We start from the raw sequence: 16,190 nt of genomic DNA on the forward strand, positions 1-16,190 counted from the left end.
CGCTTCCCCGCTCTGGCATTACACTGTGACAGATGACGCCCATTCGTCACAACCACTCGGACACGGATTCCGTCCTCGACGCCGCCCGCGACTGCGTCCTCGCCGTCGGCGTCCGACGCACGACCCTGACCGACGTCGCCCGCCGTGCGGGCGTGTCACGCATGACGCTGTACCGGCGCTGGCCCGACGTCCGCACCCTGGTCGGCGACCTGATGACCCGTGAGTGGATCGGCGTCGCGGCCGGGGCGATGCCGCCCCCGGACGACGGCCGCCCGGCACGCACCCGGATCGTCGAGGGGCTCACCGCGGGCGCCGCCGCGTTCCGCGCGCACCCGCTCTTCCACAAGATCCTCGACGTCGACCCCGAGCTGCTCCTGCCGTACATCCTCGACCGGCGCGGAGCCACCCAGAACGCCCTGCTGGACCTGCTGCGCACCGCGCTCGCCCAGGGCCACGAGGACGGTTCGGTGCGCCCCGTCGGACCGGACCTCCAGGCCCGGTCCCTCCTCCTCGTCGTCCAGTCGTTCACCCTCTCGCTGCGCACCATGGCCGACGAGGACGACCCCGGGCTGGACGAGAGCGCCTTCCTCGGCGAACTGCGCACCCTTCTGGAGAGGACCCTCACCCCGTGAACGCCACCGCCCCCACCGGCAGCCCCGCCCTGACCGGCTCCTCCCTCACCGCCCTGCGGCGCGACCGCGAGCTGGCCGAACTCGCCGACGGCGCCCGCGTCGACGTCCTGGTCGTCGGCCTCGGCGCCACCGGCGCCGGCGTCGCCCTCGACGCGGCCACCCGCGGCCTGAGCGTCGCGGCCGTCGACGCCCACGACCTGGCCTTCGGCACCTCCCGCTGGAGCTCCAAGCTCATCCACGGCGGCCTGCGCTACCTCGCCTCCGGGCAGCTCGACGTCGCCCACGAGAGCGCCGTCGAGCGCGGCGTCCTCATGGAGCGCACCGCGCCGCACCTGGTCCACGCCCAGCCGTTCGTGCTGCCGCTGACCCCGCTGGTCAGCCGGCGTCAGGCCGCCCTCACCCGGGCCGGTCTCCTCGCCGGGGATCTGCTGCGCGCCTCCGCCCGCACCTCACGCACCACGCTGCCCGCGCCCCGCGCGCTGACCGCCGTCGAGACGCGCCACCTGGCCCCGTCCCTGCGGGCGACCGGGCTGCGCGGCGGACTGCTCTCCTGGGACGGGCAGTTGTCCGACGACGCCCGTCTGGTCACCGCCGTCGCCCGTACCGCCGCCGCGCACGGCGCCCGCGTGCTCACCCACACCCGGGCCCTGAGCCTCACCGGCGACGGCGCGCTCGTCCGGGACGAGACGACCGGCCGGGAGCTGCGCATCCACGCCCGGGCGGTGGTCAACGCCACCGGCGTCTGGGCCGGGGGCCTCGTCGGCGACATCCGCCTGCGCCCCTCCCGCGGCACCCATCTCGTGCTGCGCTCGGCCGACCTCGGCCACCTCACCGCCGGCCTGCACATCCCCATCCCCGGCGAGTCCAACCGCTTCGCCCTCGTCCTCCCCCAGCACGACGGGCGCACCTACGTCGGCCTCACCGACGAGCCCCTCGACGGGGATGTGCCCGACGTTCCGGAAGCCCCCGAGACCGACATCGGCTTCCTCCTCGACGTGCTCGGCACGGCTCTGGAGACCTCGATCGACCGCGGTGACGTCATCGGCGCCTTCGCCGGTCTGCGGCCGCTGCTGGACACCGCGCAGGCCGACGGCCGGACGGCCGACATCTCCCGCAAGCACGCCGTGCTGACCTCGCCCGACGGCGTCACCACCATCGTCGGCGGCAAGCTCACCACCTACCGCCGCATGGCGCAGGACGCCCTCGACCAGGCCGTCGCCACCCACGGGCTGCCCGCCGGCGCATGCCGCACCGCGTCCGTACCGCTGGTCGGCGCCACGCATCCCCGGCGCCTCGCCCACCTCGACGCGCCGCAGCGCCTCGTCCAGCGGTACGGCACCGAGGCCCCGGCCCTGCACGCCCTGATGCGACAGCACCCGCACCTGGCGCAGCCCGTCACCCCCGACCACCCGACGACCGTGGCCGAGCTGCACTGGGCCGTGCACCACGAGGGCGCCCTCACCACCTCCGACCTGCTCGACCGCCGCACCCGCATCAACCTCGGCACCGACCACCGCGACGCCGCGGAACGGGCCGCCGAGGAGGCACTCGCCGCCCACGCGGCCGGAGCGGTCCCGGGAGGGCCCGGGGCGTGAGGCGCGGGCACGGGCGCCGGGTGGCCACCGGCAGCGCGCCGTCACGCGCCTGCCGGCTCAGGCGCGCAGGCCGGTGATCTCGCCGACGTGGCGCAGGCTGGGGGCCTGCAGGACGCCGTGGAGGCTCTGGAAGACCTGACGGGCCGCCACCGCGTTCCAGTCCGGGGGCAGGAGTTCGGTGGGCAGGCCCGGGTCCAGATAGGGCAGCCGGCGCCACTGGGTGAGCAGCGGGGCGTAGTGGCAGAAGGCCTCGGCGGGTTCGGGGGGCGCCCCGGCCGTCGCCAGGAGGGCGGCCAGCGGGGCGTGGGCGTCGGTGAAGGCGGCGTACTGCGTCTGGATCGCCGGGAAGTCCCACCAGGAACTCACCGTCCCCGGCAGGTCGCTGAAGGCCGCGTACTCGGCGTGGAACAGATGGACGTAGTCGCTGAGCCCGAGGCGTACGAGCATGCTCCGGGCGTCGTCGAGCAGCCGGCCCGGCGCCAGCCACACGCCCGGGGCGATGTTGCCGAAGCCGAGCCAGGTCAGCCGGGTGCGCAGCTGGTAGCGGTGGGAGCGTTCCGACTCCGGTACGGAGAACACCGCCATGGCCCAGCCGTCGGCCAGGTCGGCGGGTTCCAGGCCGGCGAAGATGCGGCGGTCTCCTTCGTCGAAGACGGGCAGGACGGCGGGGCTGAGGCGGTAGCCGGGGGCGCCCCGGCGTTCCGGTTCGAGGACTCCGCGCTTCTTGAGCCGGGAGATCGCCGAGCGCACCGCCGGGCCGTCCACGTCCAGCTCCGCCATCAGCGTGATCAGGTCCGCGATGGAGATCCAGCCGCCGAGGCGGCGCAGGAACGCGCCGAAGACCGTGTTGATCAACGAACTGGGCCTGCGGGGGCTGTCCGACATGATCGCCTTCCGTTGTCCGCGGTCGCGATCATATCGAGGGCCCCTCCTGCCCCGGGGAGGGTCAGGAGTACGCCGTCGGGCGGGTCAGGCGAGCGGGACGCGCAGCCGTACGGACTTCCCGAACTCGGCCGTTACGACAGCCAGTTCGCCACCGGCTTCGGCCGCCAGCAGCTGGACGAGGAGCAGGCCCCGCCCACCCTCGGCCTCGGGGTCGGCTTCGACGGCCGGCGTAGGGAGCCGTGGCAGGGCGGCCGTACCGTCGGCGACTTCCAGGCGCAGCCAGCCGGCCCCGCAGAAGACGGCGACGCGCATACGGCCGGCGGCGGAGGCGTGCCGGACGACGTTGCCGACGAGTTCGCTGACGGCCAGCAGGAGCGTGTCCACAAGGTCGGCGGTGATCCGCCAGCTCTCCAGGAGGGTGCGGACGCGGGCACGGACCAGCGGAACCGTCGACGCGGTGGGCTCGACGGCCCAGCGGGCGAAGGCCCGGGAGGGCGCGGAGGGGCGGATGCGCGCAGCGGGGAGGGAGGGGCCGTCGGCGCGAGCGGCGACAGGGGGCGCGGCGGGGGTGGCGGCGGTGAGCATGACGTGCTCCCAGAGGAGGTGGGCGACGGCCCCGCCGCTGGCTCGTGTAACCGCTGTCGGAATTTCGAGAGCCGAGGTGCTTGCTGTGGGCGGAAATCCGTCGCTAGAGTTTTGATAACACGTGTAACACGCTAAGCCTCCCCCGGTGTCGCGCGCAAGCATTTCGGACAAAGCGCTACGAAGCCCGGGGTCGACAGAAGGGCCGCAATGACCCGCTCCCTCCCGGCCGAGCCCGGCCCGGCCGACATGCCGTGGCCGCCTCCGCCGTACCAGCACCCGGTGCCGTCCGTGACGGACGAGCACGGCGTCCGCCGCTTCGACGGGGTCACGTACGCCACCACTCCCGGCTACCGTCCCCGGCTGCTCGACGTGCTCGTCCCGGCGGGCGAGGGCCCGTTCCCGGCCGTCGTGTGGATCCACGGCGGCGGCTGGCTGGACGGCGACCGCCGCTATCCCCCGCCGACGGTGCCCGCCGATCTGCTGCGGGGGTCGGTCCTCTCCGCCGGGCTCGCGCTCGTCTCCGTCGACTACCGGCACAGCCTCGAAGCCCCCTTCCCGGCCCAACTGCACGACGTGAAGGCCGCGATCCGCTACGTTCGCCGCTTCGCCGACGCCTTCGGGATCGATCCGGACCGGATGGCCGTCTGGGGCGAGTCGGCCGGAGGGCACCTGGCGGCGCTGGCCGGGCTCGTCGGCCCCGGGAGCCCGGACGCCGAGGCGCTGGAAGGCGCGCACGGGGTGGGGTCGGGCGACACCGGCGTCCGGGCGGTCGTCGACTGGTACGGGGTCTCCGACCTCGTCGCCCTCGCCGGTCACCCCCTCCCCGGCCTGCCTCCCGGCACCGACTTCCCCGATCCGTACGACGCCCTCCTCGGCGGCACCGAGGCGGAGCGCCCGGCGCTCGCCCGGGCGGCGAGCCCCGTCACGTACGCGGACGGACCGACTCCGCCGCCCTTCCTGCTCGTTCACGGGACCCGGGACGGCCTGGTCCCGTTCAGCCAGAGCGAGGCGCTCGCCAAGGCCCTGACCGCCGCGGGCGGCGAGGCGACCCTGCGTCCCGTCGACGGCGCCGACCACATCTTCCTGGGCTGCCCCGACATCCCGGGGATCGTGGCGGAGAGCGTCGCCTTCCTGGCCCGGCACCTGGGCGCGGGGGCCTGACCCTTCGATTCCCTCCGGGTCCGGACCGACCGGCCCCGGCCGTACGTCACCCACCCCAACGACCGCGGGCCTCAGCCCCGCGGTCGCGAGAGGCACCCATGTCCACGCAACCGGCTCCCCCTCCTCCCCCGACCGCGAGACCCACCGGCACGGCGTCCGCGCGCCGCCCCGGGGTGCTCGCGGCCGGACTCCTCCTGCTCACCCTGGCCACGCTGCCCGCCTTCGCGGTCCGTCCGGACCCGGCCGACCCGCCGTTCCAGGCGCTCGACGACCGGTGGCTGACCTGGATGGGCGGCCCGCACGACGGACCGTACGCCGTCCTGGCCGCGGCCCTGAACTGGTTCGGCGGCCCGCTCGGCATCGTCGTCCCGCTCGGTCTGCTCTTCTTTCTGCTCCTGCGCCGGCGCTGGGTGTCGGCCGGCTTCCTGCTCGGCGTCTATCTCGCCGGCAATCTCCTCGTCGTCCAAGGGCTCAAGCACCTGGTGGACCGGCCCCGCCCGGAGAACCCGCTGGTCCGGGTGGACCACGGCTCCTTCCCTTCCGGTCACGTGGCCGGGGCCGCGCTGCTCGTGGTGCTCGTCGGGGCGCTGCTGGTCCCGGCGGCGCGGCGCCGGACCTGGTGGCTCGGGGGCGCGGTCTTCACGCTGGCGATGATGTGGAGCCGTACGTGGCTGCACGCGCACTGGCTCACCGACACGGCGGCCGGCGCGGCCGCCGGCGCGGGCGCGGGGCTGGTGGCGTGGTGGCTCTGCGCCCCCGCGCTCGCCGCTGAAGCCGCGGGCCGCCGCCGCGGGGCCGAGCCGGCGGCCGCGCCGGCCGTGGACGCTCCCGTCGCCCCGGAGGTACCGGAGACGGCGCCGGCCGTCGCCTGACCCGGCGGAGGCGACGGCGGTGACCCCCGGTCCGTACGGATCACGGGTTGGGCCACCACCGTTCCCGCGCGCGGCGGTTGCCCCGCGCAGGGACGGGCCCGCGTCGGAGCGTTCCGGCGCGCGACCGCTCCGCGCAGGGCCCGCTCCGCGCAGCGGCCGAGCCCCTGCGTCCGTGTGCGGAGGGGCCTGCGCGCCTCAGGAGCTCTGACGCTGGACGAGGACGGCCTCCACCGTCGGGAGCCGTGGGGCCGAGCCCGTCTCGACCAGCTCGTGCAGCGCGTCCGCGATCTGCGCCGGCGAGGCGAAGTCCAGGCGGATCGTGGTGAGCGCGGGCTGCTGGAACGCCGAGAGGACCAGGTCGTCGGAGCCCACGATCGCCACCTCGTCGGGGACCGTGACGCCCTCGGCCTGGAGCGCGTGCAGGAGCAGGGCGGCGTACTCGTCGTTGTAGGCGAAGACGGAGTCCAGGCCCAGGCTCGTCCAGCGCCGGGCCAGCGCGGTCGCCGACTCCCGGGTGTAGGCGAGTTCCAGCGGGGTGACGGTGGCCATGTGCCGGGCGGCGACCGACTCGGCTCCGGCGAGGCGCGGCCGGGCGAAGGCGTCGAGGCCGCGCTCGGGGGGCATGACGACGCCGATCCGGGTCCGGCCGCGCGCGATGAGGTGCTCGGCGGCCGTGGCGCCGATGCGGGCGTGGTCGAGGCCGATGGTGTGGACGCCCGGCATGGGCCGGGACGCGAAGGCGAGCAGCCCGCGCACCCCGGCCCGGCGCAGCAGCTCGGCCGCCTGTGCGGTGAGCCGGTCGCCGTCGAGGGCGACGACCGCGGCGGGACGGAGCTCCGCCCAGGCCCGGGCGGCGTCCAGAGGGTCGGCGAAGCGACCGGCGTGAAGGACGGCGGTGTAGCCGTGCCGGTCGAGTTCGCTCTGCAGCTCGTCGACCCAGTCGCTGACGAGCCGGCCGATCGCGGAGATCGACGAGGGCATCAGGACGAGGTTGCTGCGGCCGGCGCGAAGGGAGCGGGCGGCGGCGTGCGGGACGTAGCCCAGCTGCGCGGCCGCGTCGAGGACGCGGACGCGGGTGCCCTCGCTGACCCGGTGCCCCTGGGTGTTGTTCAGGACGAAGGAGACCGTGGCACGCGACACTCCGGCGAGGCGCGCCACGTCGGCGCTGGTGATCGAGGCGGGGACGGGGGTTTCTTCTGCCATGTCGTCCCTCGACGCTCCTTGTGATGGTCGGTCGTGCCGGCGTGCGGGCCTTCTTTCACCACGAGGTTACACGAGTTAGATCACCGGGCGGCGTGCCCACCCTCCCTCCTGCGGGGGAAGACCGGGCGCCGCGCCCCTCGTTCCGCACCAGCCCGGGTGCCCGTGCGGGACGCCAACGCAGGTCACCGAGCGGGGCTCGGCGTACGGAACACCGCGAGCCCTCCCTCGTCGGCGCCCCGCAGGCGGCCGAGGGGGAGGTCGACGAGGGTGCGGTCCGCGTCCCCGGGGAGAGCCATGGGGCTCCTTCCTGGGCCACGCGCCGGGACGCGCCGACCGGATCGTGCACGATTATCGCGTTTATCGACCGTCAGTGAAGCGCCGCACGGAGGGCGGACTCGTCACAGCCAGAGGCTGCCGTCGGCCGTCCGCTCCGCCTCCGTCCTCAGCAGGGGGGCGAAGGCCCGCCACAGCAGGAGGCAGACTCCGGCGCCGGCCAGCGCGCCGGCCAGGGTGTCGCTGAGCCACTGGGCATGCAGCCAGGTGCGACTCCACGCCATGGCGAGGACGTACGCGGCGCCGAACAGCCACCACCAGCGTCGCGCACGCGGCGGACAGAGCACCACCGCCACCACGATCACCAGGGTGACCGCGCTGAAGACCTGCCCGGAGGGGTACGAGCCGTCGTTGACCAGGACCCAGGGGTGCGGCGGCCGGGGGCGGTCGACGAACTGCTTGAGCGGCAGCACCACGACGACGTTGGCGAGGATGGCGGCCGCGGCGACGTACAGCGCCGAGCGCCAACGGCCGTAGACGCAGAGGCCACCGATCAGCATCAACGGCAGGATCAGGCCGATCGGGCCACCGAGCCGGTCGAGGACGGTGGCGAAGGCGGTCGCCGCGCCGGCGCGCGAATCCCCCGTGAAGACCGCCCAACGCTCGTCGGCGCCCTGGAAGAACGGGCGGTTGGTGGTGCGCAGCAGCAGCCCCGTGAGCAGAGCGGCGGCCAGGAGCGCGCTCCCGGAGGCGAGCGCGCGGCGCGGAGGGGCGGCGGGGACGGGGTGGTGGGGAGGACGAGCGGGGCGCGGAGGCACGAGGGCATCGGGCGCATGAGGCATGACGGGGCCTTTCACGGTCTTCACCCGAGGCGGTGGGGGCACGCAGGGGCGAGCGGGCGCGGGGACGTCGCGCCGGCGCGGGGGAAGCGGCGAAGAGGGTGTGCACGAGGGTGGTGCACGAGGTGTGCACGGCCTCGACGACCTGCGGCCGTACCGGCCGAGGCGCGCACCGGGGCCGCCGGGGCCGCCGGGGCCACGGTGCGGCACGGAGTATGGCGGACGCGTGACCGCCGCCACAAGTGCACGCGGGTTTCCGGACACGTTCGCCCTGCTCAGCCCACCCATTTTCCTGGTTACACGTGATCGACGTGGGGTTCTCTCTCCGGTCACGATCTGCGCACCGACCCCGCGCGAGGCCTGGCGGAGGCCGGAAATGGGTGCTACACAGTCTCCAAGCACTGCGGGTGACACGTGTAACAACATCGTGTGCCGCAGTCGTTCGCGGTGGCTTCCGGTGACACCGCCGCCCCCGCGTCCGCTCGTGCGGCGTCTCCCTCATCCGCGTACCACCACCCGCGTACCGGGACAGTGCTCCACCGCTCCGCACCCGACCCCCGACCCGTCCCGTACCCCGCCACCTCCCCGCCCCGTCCCCCGAGGAGTCGTCATGGCCACGAACGAACTCACCGATCCGATCGACCCACCCGCCCCTGAAGCCGCCCCTGAAGCCGCCGCGAAAGCCGCCCAGGAATCCGCCTCGGAAGCCGCCGCGGAGTCCGTTTCGGCGGGCACCGCCGCCGCGAAGGCCGCCGAGGAGGCGGGAGCACCCCGTCAGCGCGGGCTCATGCTCCTCCTGCTGATCGCCAACTCCGCCATGATGGCCGTGTACATGGGCGTCGGCTCCGTCCTCCTGCCCACCCAGGTCGCCGCGATCGCCCCCGACGACAAGGTCGCCGTCCTCGGCCTGATCGGTGGCATCAGCGCCATCTTCGCAACCGCCTTCAACCCGATCGCCGGCGCCCTCTCCGACCGCAGCGGCCGCCGCAATCCCTGGATCCTGGGCGGGGCCTTCGGCGCGTTGATCGCGCTGGCCTTCCTGGGCAGTGTGACCACCGCCCTGCTCGTCGGCATCGGCTGGTGCCTGGTCCAGGCGACGATGAACACCTATCAGGCGGCGGTCACCGCGATCGTGCCCGACCGCGTCCCCGCCGCCCGCCGCGGCACGGCGTCCGCGCTGGTGGGTCTCGGCATGCCGATCGGCGGCACCGTCGGTGTCCTGCTCGCCTCACAGACCGCGACGCAGGTGCGCACCGGCTATCTCGTCTTCGGCGCCATCGTGGCCCTGGCCGCGGTGCTCCTCTCCGTCTTCTGCCGTGACACCGCGCGGGCGGCAACCGTCACCAAGACGCCGAAGGGCGGCCAGATGGCCGCGTTCCTCTCGGCGTTGGCGAACCACGACTTCCGCTGGGCCTTCATCGGCCGCGCACTGATGGTGCTGGGATACTTCGCCGTCGTCGGCTACCAGCTGTACATCCTGGGCGATCACATCACACTCCCCGGCGGGCTGACCCCGCCCGAGGCGATGGCGATCCTGACGCCGGTGTCGATGGTCGCCGTGGCGCTCTCCACCATCGTGGGCGGCCTGCTGTCCGACCGCTGGAACCGCCGCAAGGTCTTCGTCGGCGTCTCGGCCGCGCTGGCCGGGCTGGTGATGGTCGTGCCCGTGGTCAGTCCGACCTGGACCGGCATGCTCGTGTTCAGCGCGCTCAACGGCCTCGCCTTCGGCTGCTTCATGGCGGTCGACACCGCCCTCGTCACCCTGGTCCTGCCCCGAGCGGAGGACGCGGCCCGGGACATGGGCGTCCTCAACATCGCGAACGCCGGCCCCCAGATCATCGCCCCGTTCGTCGCCTCCGCCGTCGTCACCGCCCTGGGCGGGTACACCCCGTTGTTCCTGGTCGGCGGCGCCCTGTCGCTGATCGGCGCGCTCGCCATCCTCCCGATCCGCAGCGTGCGCTGATCCGCCGAGGCCCGTCGGCCGCCCCTGGCGCCGGCAGGGCCCGGCCCACCCCGCTCCGGCGGGTGCGCGTCGAGGGTCGCGCATCCGCCGGGTTCCCGACCGCACGGCACCCGGCCCTCACGCACCGGGGGGCACCACCGCTCCCCCGCGCGCCTGGCGCTCCACCACCCCTCACCGCACCGCCCTCCGTCCCCCCTCCACCTCCCGAGGAGTCTTCTGTGAGACGTACGCGAGTCCTGCCGCCGGCCATGCTGCTCCTGTGCACCGCCACCCTCACCGGCACGGCGCCGGCCGTCGCCTCACCGCAGGCGGCCCCGGCGCCGACGGCGCCTCTGCGGATCCTGCTCACCAACGACGACGGCTACAACGCCCCGGGCATCCGGAAGGCGTTCGAGCGGCTGACCGCTGCCGGGCACGACGTCACGATCGTCGCGCCGCTGACCAACCAGAGCGGTACCGGTACGAAGATCTCGAGCGCCCCCACGATCACGGTGAAGCACCCGGAGCCGAAGGTCTGGGCCGTCGACGGCACCCCCGGCGACTCGGTCGCCTTCGGTCTCTCCGAGGTGTTCGAGGACCGCGCTCCCGACCTGGTCGTGTCGGGCACGAACTTCGGTCCGAACGTCGCCGGTCTGGCCAACCACTCCGGCACGGTCGGCGGCGCGATCGCGGCGGTGGAGGCCGGCGTGCCCGCCATCGCGCTGAGCACGGGCGGGCTCTCCGTGCCCGATCCCGTCGCCACCGTCAACGCCATGGGCCCGACGGTCGACTTCGCCGTCAAGCTCATCGACCGACTGCGGGCACGGGCGAGGTCCGGGCCGCTGCTGCCCAAGGGCGTCGGCCTGAACGTGAACCACCCCGTGGTCGGCTCCGAGGGCAAGGGCACCGCCGCGGGCGTGACCACCACCTTCCAGGACCCGCAGACGCTCCTCAAGGCGGACTTCACCGATGCCGGGGACGGCACCTGGAAGGTCGGCGTGGCGGTGGACCTGCGTCCGCCGGCGCGGGGCGGGGACGTGGAGGCCGTCGCCAAGGGCCGGATCGCCGTCAGCCCGGTGAACGCCGACTGGAACACCGGCCCGGCCGCTCAGGCCGTCACCGCCGCCCTCCTGGCCGGTCTGCGCCCCTGACCACGGCCCTACCCCCCCAGCTGCGTCAGGAGGACGGATGAAGCGGCCCGGACGACGGCCCTCATCGGCAAGGCCCCTGTTCGGTACGGCCTCGCCCTGTTCGCCCTGCTCGCGTCGACACCCTCGGCCGCGGCCGGCCCGTTCCTTCTGGCGGACCCGACCGACCCGTTCGCCGTTGTAGCCGCGGGCCGTCGCCGGGCTCGGGATTTCGGCACCCGCGCCGTCCTGCATCTCGCCCCCGAGAGGCAGGACGGCGTCCGCCGTTTCCGCACGCGCGGCACGGGCCCTCGCCCGGCTACGCGCGGCCCGCTCGGCCGCCGTGGGCGAACAGGGCACCGAGGACGCGGTGGAACCGCGCGTTCATCGCCTCGGCGGTCTGCTCGGGGTGGTGGCGCCACCAGCGGACGACGGAGCCGACCGTTCCGTACCAGAGGTGGGTGAGGAGGTCGGCGTCGAGCGGTTCGACGGCCGGGGATGCGCCGAGCATGTCGGCCACGCCGGCCGCCCCTATGCGGTTGAGTTCCCGTCGGTGGACGGCGGCCGCCGCGTCCAGGTCGCCGTCGGCCGGCACGGTGGTGTCGTAGACCAACTCCCAGTCGTACAGGCGTGCTTCGAGGGCGCGGAAGATGGCCTCCATGGTGCGGGCGGCCCGCGAGAGGTCCGGTGGCCCGTCCTGCGCGGCCGCGACGGCGGTGACGAGGCGGGAGCCCGCGCGGTCGAGGCAGGCCAGATAGAGGCCGTCCTTGGACCCGAAGTACTCGTAGATCATGGGTTTGCTGATCCCGGCCCGCGCCGCCACGGTCGCGGTGGAGCCGCGGGCGTAGCCGTGGTTCCCGAACTCCTCGGCGGCCGCGTCGAGGATGAGCCGTTCGCGGTCCCTGCGCGGCATGCCCTTGGTGCCCGCGCCGCGCTTCGCGCCGGCGCCCCCCGTCGCGCCTGTGCCGCCCGGCGCTCGTCCGGCGGGCGGGGTGCTCGCGTCGCGCGTGTCCTTCTCCTGCTTGCCCATGCCCTCATCCTATGCAATCTTACCCGGAGGTAATTTACCCTTCGTTCAGATCGGTGGTTTCGGACGATGCAGAGCACGACGCGCTCGTGGTGGGGTTGGGGCAGGGTCGAGGACGCGGTGGTGGGCCGGGAGCGGGAGGCGCTCACCCGCAGGGTCGCCGAGCTGCTGCCGGGCGCGGACCTGACCGTGCACGAGGCGCCGCCGGTCGAGTCGTTCGCCATCGCACCCGGCAAGGTCGTGGCTCCCCCGGCGTTGGCACCGCTCGTCTCCGAGAACGCGCGCGACCGGCTGGCACACAGCCACGGGCAGGCGTTCCGCGACGTGGTCCGGGCGTTGCTGGGCCGGCTGCCGCACGTGCCCGACCTCGTCGTCCGCCCCACCTCCGAGGCCGAGGTCGTCCAGGTGCTCGACTGGTGCGGCGACGCCGGCATCGCCGTGATCCCCTTCGGGGGCGGCACGTCGGTCGTCGGCGGGGTCGAGCCGCGCGTGGGCGGCGACTACGCCGGTACGGTCAGCCTGGACCTCACGTCGATGGACCGGGTCCTGGAGGTGGACCGCACCAGCCGGGCCGCGCTGGTCCAGGCCGGGGTGCTCGGTCCGGCCCTGGAGGACCGGCTGCGGCCGGAGGGCTACACCCTGCGGTTCTTCCCGCAGTCCTTCGAGTTCTCCACGCTCGGCGGCTGGCTGGCCACCCGCGCCGGAGGCCACTTCTCGACGGTGCTCACGCATATCGACGACCTCACCGAGTCGCTCCGGGTCGTCACGCCCGCCGGCGTCGTCGAGTCGCGCCGGCTGCCCGCCTCGGGCGCGGGCCCTTCCCCCGACCGGATGTTCCTCGGCTCCGAAGGGTCCCTCGGGGTCATCACCCAGGCGTGGGTACGGCTCCAGGACCGCCCGCGGTGGCGCGCCGGGGCGTCCGTGGCCTTCGCGGACCCGGCCGACGGCGTGCGGGCGGTCCGCGCGCTGTCCCAGTCGGGGCTCCATCCCTCGAACTGCCGTCTCCTGGACCCGGTGGAGGCGTTCGTCAACGCCGGCTCCCCGACGTCCGTGCTGGTGCTCGGCTTCGAGTCCGCGGATCACCCGGTCACCGCCCGGATGGACCGGGCCGTGGAGCTCTGCCGTGACCACGGCGGCTCCCTGTCCGAACCGCCGCGCCACACCGACGCGGCCGGCGGCTCCGCGCACGGCGGGGCCGCGGACACCTGGCGGGCGTCGTTCCTGCGGATGCCGTACCAGCGCGACGCGCTCGCCGCGCAGAGCATGATCGTGGAGACCTTCGAGACGGCCTGCACCTGGGACCGGTTCGACGGCGTGCGGGCGGCCGTCGAGGAGGCGGCCCACGACGCCATGCGGCAGGTCGGCGCCACGGGCGTGGTCACCTGCCGCTTCACCCACGTCTATCCCGATGGACCCGCGCCGTACTTCGGGATCTATGCCACCGGTGTCTGGGGCAGGACGGTGGAGCAGTGGGACGAGATCAAGGCGGCGGTCTCCGACGCCCTGATCACGTCCGGGGCCACCATCACGCACCACCACGCGGTGGGCCGCGACCACCGACCGTGGTACGACCGGCAGCGCCCGGACCTGTTCGCCGCCGCGCTCCGCGCCGGCAAGGCGACCCTGGACCCGGCGGGCATCCTCAACCCCGGCGCCCTCATCGATCCCCTGCGCCCCGCCTGACCCCCCGTCACCCCGTTTGACCGTGAGGTCCCTCAGGGGGTGTTCCGGCCCGGGGCGGGCGGCGCAGTGCCGGCCGGGGGTTCCGCCGCCGTCGCCGCGACCGTCCGGCGAGGGCGGTGGCGATGGCGGTGGCGGACGAGGACGGTGACGGTGGCCGCGAGGAAGACGAGCTGCGTGGCCGTGCGCGGGCCGAGCTCGTCCCACCAGGGCACGTCGCCGCCGGCGGCGTACACATTGGCGGGGAACATCCCGATCAGCATCGCGGTGAGCACGGCGGCCGACGCCCGGGCGGTCCGGGACCACAACAAGGCCAGGGCGCAGCCGAGTTCGGCGATGCCGGTCAGGGTGACGAGGAGGCCCGGCGCGGGCAGGGCGGGCGGCACCATGGCGATCAGTTCGTCGCGCATGCCGACGAAGTGCGCGCCCGCGGTGAGGGTGAACATGGCGGCCAGCCCGCCCCGCAGGGCGACGACCGGCCCGCGGAGGCGGGCGGCCCATGGGACGTGTGTCGCCCCGGCGAGCAGCAGCAGGCCGGTGACGGCGACGAGTGTGACGAGCGGTTCCATGTCGAGGTCTTCCTGCGATGACGAAGGGGCGGCGGTCGGACCCGCGGCGTGGAGGTGCCGACGGGCTCGCCGAGGTGTCGGGGCTCCGCGACCGGTGGGTACGGGGTGGGCGGGAGGGGCGGGCGAGGGGGGCGGGGCCGTACCAGGGGGATCCCCCTCGCCCGCCGGTCAGACGGAGTCGCCGGCCAGGGCCGCGGCCGACCTCCGCACGGTGTCCGGGTCGATGTGCTGGATCTGCACGACGACCCCGTCCGGGTCGGTCACCCGGATGCTGTGGCCGAAGTCCTCCTCGAAGAGCTCGTAGGGGTAGCCGTCGCGTTCGAGACGCTTCGCCACCTCCTCCAGCGGCTCGTCGGTCGTGAAGCCCAGTTCGGTGGCCCCCGGCCGCCGCCCCTTCGAGACGGCGGCGGCGTGGATCCCGACGGCGCCGCCCCCGGCGGCCAGCCGGACCCAGACGGCGGCTCCGGGCTCCTGCCGGAACGTCAGCCCAAGACCGGCGTAGAAGTCCCGGGACGCTTCGACGTCGGCCACGTATCTGATGGGAAGGACGGTCAACATGATCTGCCTTTCTGCGGTGGTCGCCGCCAGCGTCCTGCCCGGTGCTCCCCCGCGCGCTGTACAGTCCCCGGGATGCACGGGATCGGACATCGGAGGGGGACCTGGTGACGCGATCCGTCACGCTCGACGTGCTGGACCGTCGTCTGATCCACGCTCTGCAGATCGACGGGCGGGCCTCGTTCAGCAGGATCGGCGCCGTCCTGGGGGTCCCGGAGCGGACCGCCGCCCGCCGCTACCACCGGCTGCGGTCGGCCCTGGTGGTGCGGGTGGTCGGGCTGGTCGACAGCGGGCGGATCGGGATGCTCGACTGGTTCGTCCGTATCGACTGCGCGCCGGACGCCGCCGACGCGCTGACCGCGGCCCTCGCGCAGCGGGACGACACGTCGTGGATCGCCCCGCTCGCCGGCGGGACGCGGCTGACGTGCATGGTCCGCACCCCCGGCGCCGGATCGGCGGACGGACGCGGACTCTTCGACGATCTGCTCCGGACGCCGGGGATCCGGGACGTCGAGGCCGGCTGCGTGCTGCGTCCGGTCGCCGGGGTCGGCGGCTGGACGGGCCGTACGAGCGCGCTGGACGCGTCCGAACGGGCAGCCCTCCTCGGCTCGGCCGAAGCACCGGCCCTCGGCGACGGGCCAAGCCCCGGCGGCGGAACAGACTCGCGTGAGCCTTCCGGCGGCAGTGAGGCGACCGGCCCGGGTGAGGCTCCCGGCTCCTGGGGTGAGGCGGAGGCGCGGCTGGCGGGCGAACTGGCGCTGGACGGCCGGGCGGAGGTGGCACGGCTGGCCGCCGTCACCGGATGGTCGGCCTCGACCGTGCGCCGCCGCGTGGCCGGCCTGCGGGCCGCCGGGGTGCTGCACTTCGAAGTGGACGTGAGCCCGTCCCACTTCGGTTTCCCGGTGGAGGCGCTGCTGTGGCTGGAGGTGGCGCCGGCCGCGATGGCCGAGGTGACCGAGGCGCTGTCCCGGCACACCGCGGTCGCCTTCGCCGCCGTCACGACGGGCCGGGCGTCGGTCTTCGCCATGGTCCAGTGCCGTGACACGGCCGCCCTCTACGCCTACCTGGCGGGCGACCTGGCGGCGCTGCCGGGCATCGGCCGGGTGGAGACCGCCCTCGTCCAGCGCCGCGCCAAGCGGGCGGGGCCGCTCCTCCTGCCGGCGGCGGAGCGCCCTCGTCGTTCCGTGTCGCCGGCGCGGCGACCGGCCGCCTCCCCACCCGCCCGCGGGAGGTGACGGCCGCGCC

General features: G+C 74.6%; 15 protein-coding genes. 8 read left to right on the plus strand and 7 right to left on the minus strand.

Translation table 11 applies throughout. From position 1 onward, the window contains the following. The first annotated feature begins 32 nt into the window (after positions 1–32). Positions 33–632, plus strand: coding sequence for a TetR family transcriptional regulator (locus ACFZBD_RS06200; RefSeq protein WP_391136312.1), 600 nt, complete (start codon positions 33–35; stop codon positions 630–632). Continuing rightward, positions 629–2,227 (plus strand): FAD-dependent oxidoreductase, encoded by a 1,599-nt coding sequence (locus tag ACFZBD_RS06205; RefSeq protein WP_391136315.1) that lies wholly within the window; start codon positions 629–631, stop codon positions 2,225–2,227. Before ACFZBD_RS06200 ends, ACFZBD_RS06205 begins: the two co-directional genes overlap by 4 nt. A gap of 57 nt (positions 2,228–2,284) precedes the next feature. On the opposite strand, the gene ACFZBD_RS06210 is transcribed toward ACFZBD_RS06205, so the two are convergent. Together ACFZBD_RS06210 and ACFZBD_RS06215 are read right to left on the minus strand one after the other, a co-directional pair. Then, positions 2,285–3,112, minus strand: coding sequence for a PaaX family transcriptional regulator C-terminal domain-containing protein (locus ACFZBD_RS06210; protein WP_391136318.1), 828 nt, complete (start codon positions 3,110–3,112; stop codon positions 2,285–2,287). A gap of 84 nt (positions 3,113–3,196) precedes the next feature. Continuing rightward, the gene (locus tag ACFZBD_RS06215) at positions 3,197–3,697 is read right to left on the minus strand and encodes an ATP-binding protein (protein ID WP_391136321.1); all 501 of its coding nucleotides are present in this window, start codon (positions 3,695–3,697) and stop codon (positions 3,197–3,199) included. A gap of 207 nt (positions 3,698–3,904) precedes the next feature. On the opposite strand from ACFZBD_RS06215, the gene ACFZBD_RS06220 reads away from it, so the two are divergent. Both ACFZBD_RS06220 and ACFZBD_RS06225 read left to right on the plus strand, forming a co-directional pair. Then, the gene (locus ACFZBD_RS06220) at positions 3,905–4,858 is read left to right on the plus strand and encodes an alpha/beta hydrolase fold domain-containing protein (RefSeq protein ID WP_391136324.1); all 954 of its coding nucleotides are present in this window, start codon (positions 3,905–3,907) and stop codon (positions 4,856–4,858) included. A gap of 98 nt (positions 4,859–4,956) precedes the next feature. After that, positions 4,957–5,730 carry a phosphatase PAP2 family protein gene (locus ACFZBD_RS06225; protein WP_391136327.1) on the plus strand — a complete coding sequence of 258 codons (774 nt, stop codon included), beginning with the start codon at positions 4,957–4,959 and terminating at the stop codon, positions 5,728–5,730. Positions 5,731–5,925: 195 nt separating this feature from the next. Here the strand turns inward: ACFZBD_RS06225 and ACFZBD_RS06230 are convergent, their stop codons facing one another. Continuing rightward, a complete protein-coding gene (locus ACFZBD_RS06230) occupies positions 5,926–6,933 on the minus strand; it encodes a substrate-binding domain-containing protein (protein ID WP_391136330.1) in 1,008 nt (335 codons plus the stop codon). A gap of 398 nt (positions 6,934–7,331) precedes the next feature. Beyond that, positions 7,332–8,048 carry a phosphatase PAP2 family protein gene (locus ACFZBD_RS06235; RefSeq protein WP_391136333.1) on the minus strand — a complete coding sequence of 239 codons (717 nt, stop codon included), beginning with the start codon at positions 8,046–8,048 and terminating at the stop codon, positions 7,332–7,334. 607 nt (positions 8,049–8,655) lie between these two features. Between ACFZBD_RS06235 and ACFZBD_RS06240 the strand changes: the two genes are divergently transcribed. Both ACFZBD_RS06240 and surE read left to right on the plus strand, forming a co-directional pair. Beyond that, entirely contained in the window at positions 8,656–10,008 is a 1,353-nt protein-coding gene (locus ACFZBD_RS06240; RefSeq protein WP_391136336.1) for an MFS transporter, read from the plus strand. Positions 10,009–10,226: 218 nt separating this feature from the next. After that, a complete protein-coding gene (gene surE / locus ACFZBD_RS06245; RefSeq protein ID WP_391136339.1) occupies positions 10,227–11,138 on the plus strand; it encodes a 5'/3'-nucleotidase SurE in 912 nt (303 codons plus the stop codon). A gap of 295 nt (positions 11,139–11,433) precedes the next feature. On the opposite strand, the gene ACFZBD_RS06250 is transcribed toward surE, so the two are convergent. After that, positions 11,434–12,144 carry a TetR family transcriptional regulator gene (locus ACFZBD_RS06250; protein ID WP_391136342.1) on the minus strand — a complete coding sequence of 237 codons (711 nt, stop codon included), beginning with the start codon at positions 12,142–12,144 and terminating at the stop codon, positions 11,434–11,436. 66 nt (positions 12,145–12,210) lie between these two features. On the opposite strand from ACFZBD_RS06250, the gene ACFZBD_RS06255 reads away from it, so the two are divergent. Beyond that, the gene (locus ACFZBD_RS06255) at positions 12,211–13,824 is read left to right on the plus strand and encodes an FAD-linked oxidase C-terminal domain-containing protein (RefSeq protein ID WP_391136345.1); all 1,614 of its coding nucleotides are present in this window, start codon (positions 12,211–12,213) and stop codon (positions 13,822–13,824) included. A 32-nt stretch (positions 13,825–13,856) separates the two neighbouring features. Here the strand turns inward: ACFZBD_RS06255 and ACFZBD_RS06260 are convergent, their stop codons facing one another. Then, the gene (locus tag ACFZBD_RS06260; RefSeq protein WP_391136347.1) at positions 13,857–14,390 is read right to left on the minus strand and encodes a hypothetical protein; all 534 of its coding nucleotides are present in this window, start codon (positions 14,388–14,390) and stop codon (positions 13,857–13,859) included. A 168-nt stretch (positions 14,391–14,558) separates the two neighbouring features. Further along, on the minus strand, positions 14,559–14,948 hold the full coding sequence (locus ACFZBD_RS06265; RefSeq protein WP_391136350.1) for a VOC family protein: 390 nt from the start codon (positions 14,946–14,948) through the stop codon (positions 14,559–14,561). A gap of 104 nt (positions 14,949–15,052) precedes the next feature. Here ACFZBD_RS06265 and ACFZBD_RS06270 point away from each other — a divergent pair, with 104 nt between their 5' ends. Continuing rightward, positions 15,053–16,180 carry an AsnC family transcriptional regulator gene (locus ACFZBD_RS06270; RefSeq protein ID WP_391136353.1) on the plus strand — a complete coding sequence of 376 codons (1,128 nt, stop codon included), beginning with the start codon at positions 15,053–15,055 and terminating at the stop codon, positions 16,178–16,180. The last annotated feature ends 10 nt before the right edge of the window (positions 16,181–16,190 follow it).

Source organism: Streptomyces sp. NPDC008121 (assembly GCF_042957155.1).
Classification (GTDB): Bacteria; Actinomycetota; Actinomycetes; order Streptomycetales; family Streptomycetaceae; genus Streptomyces.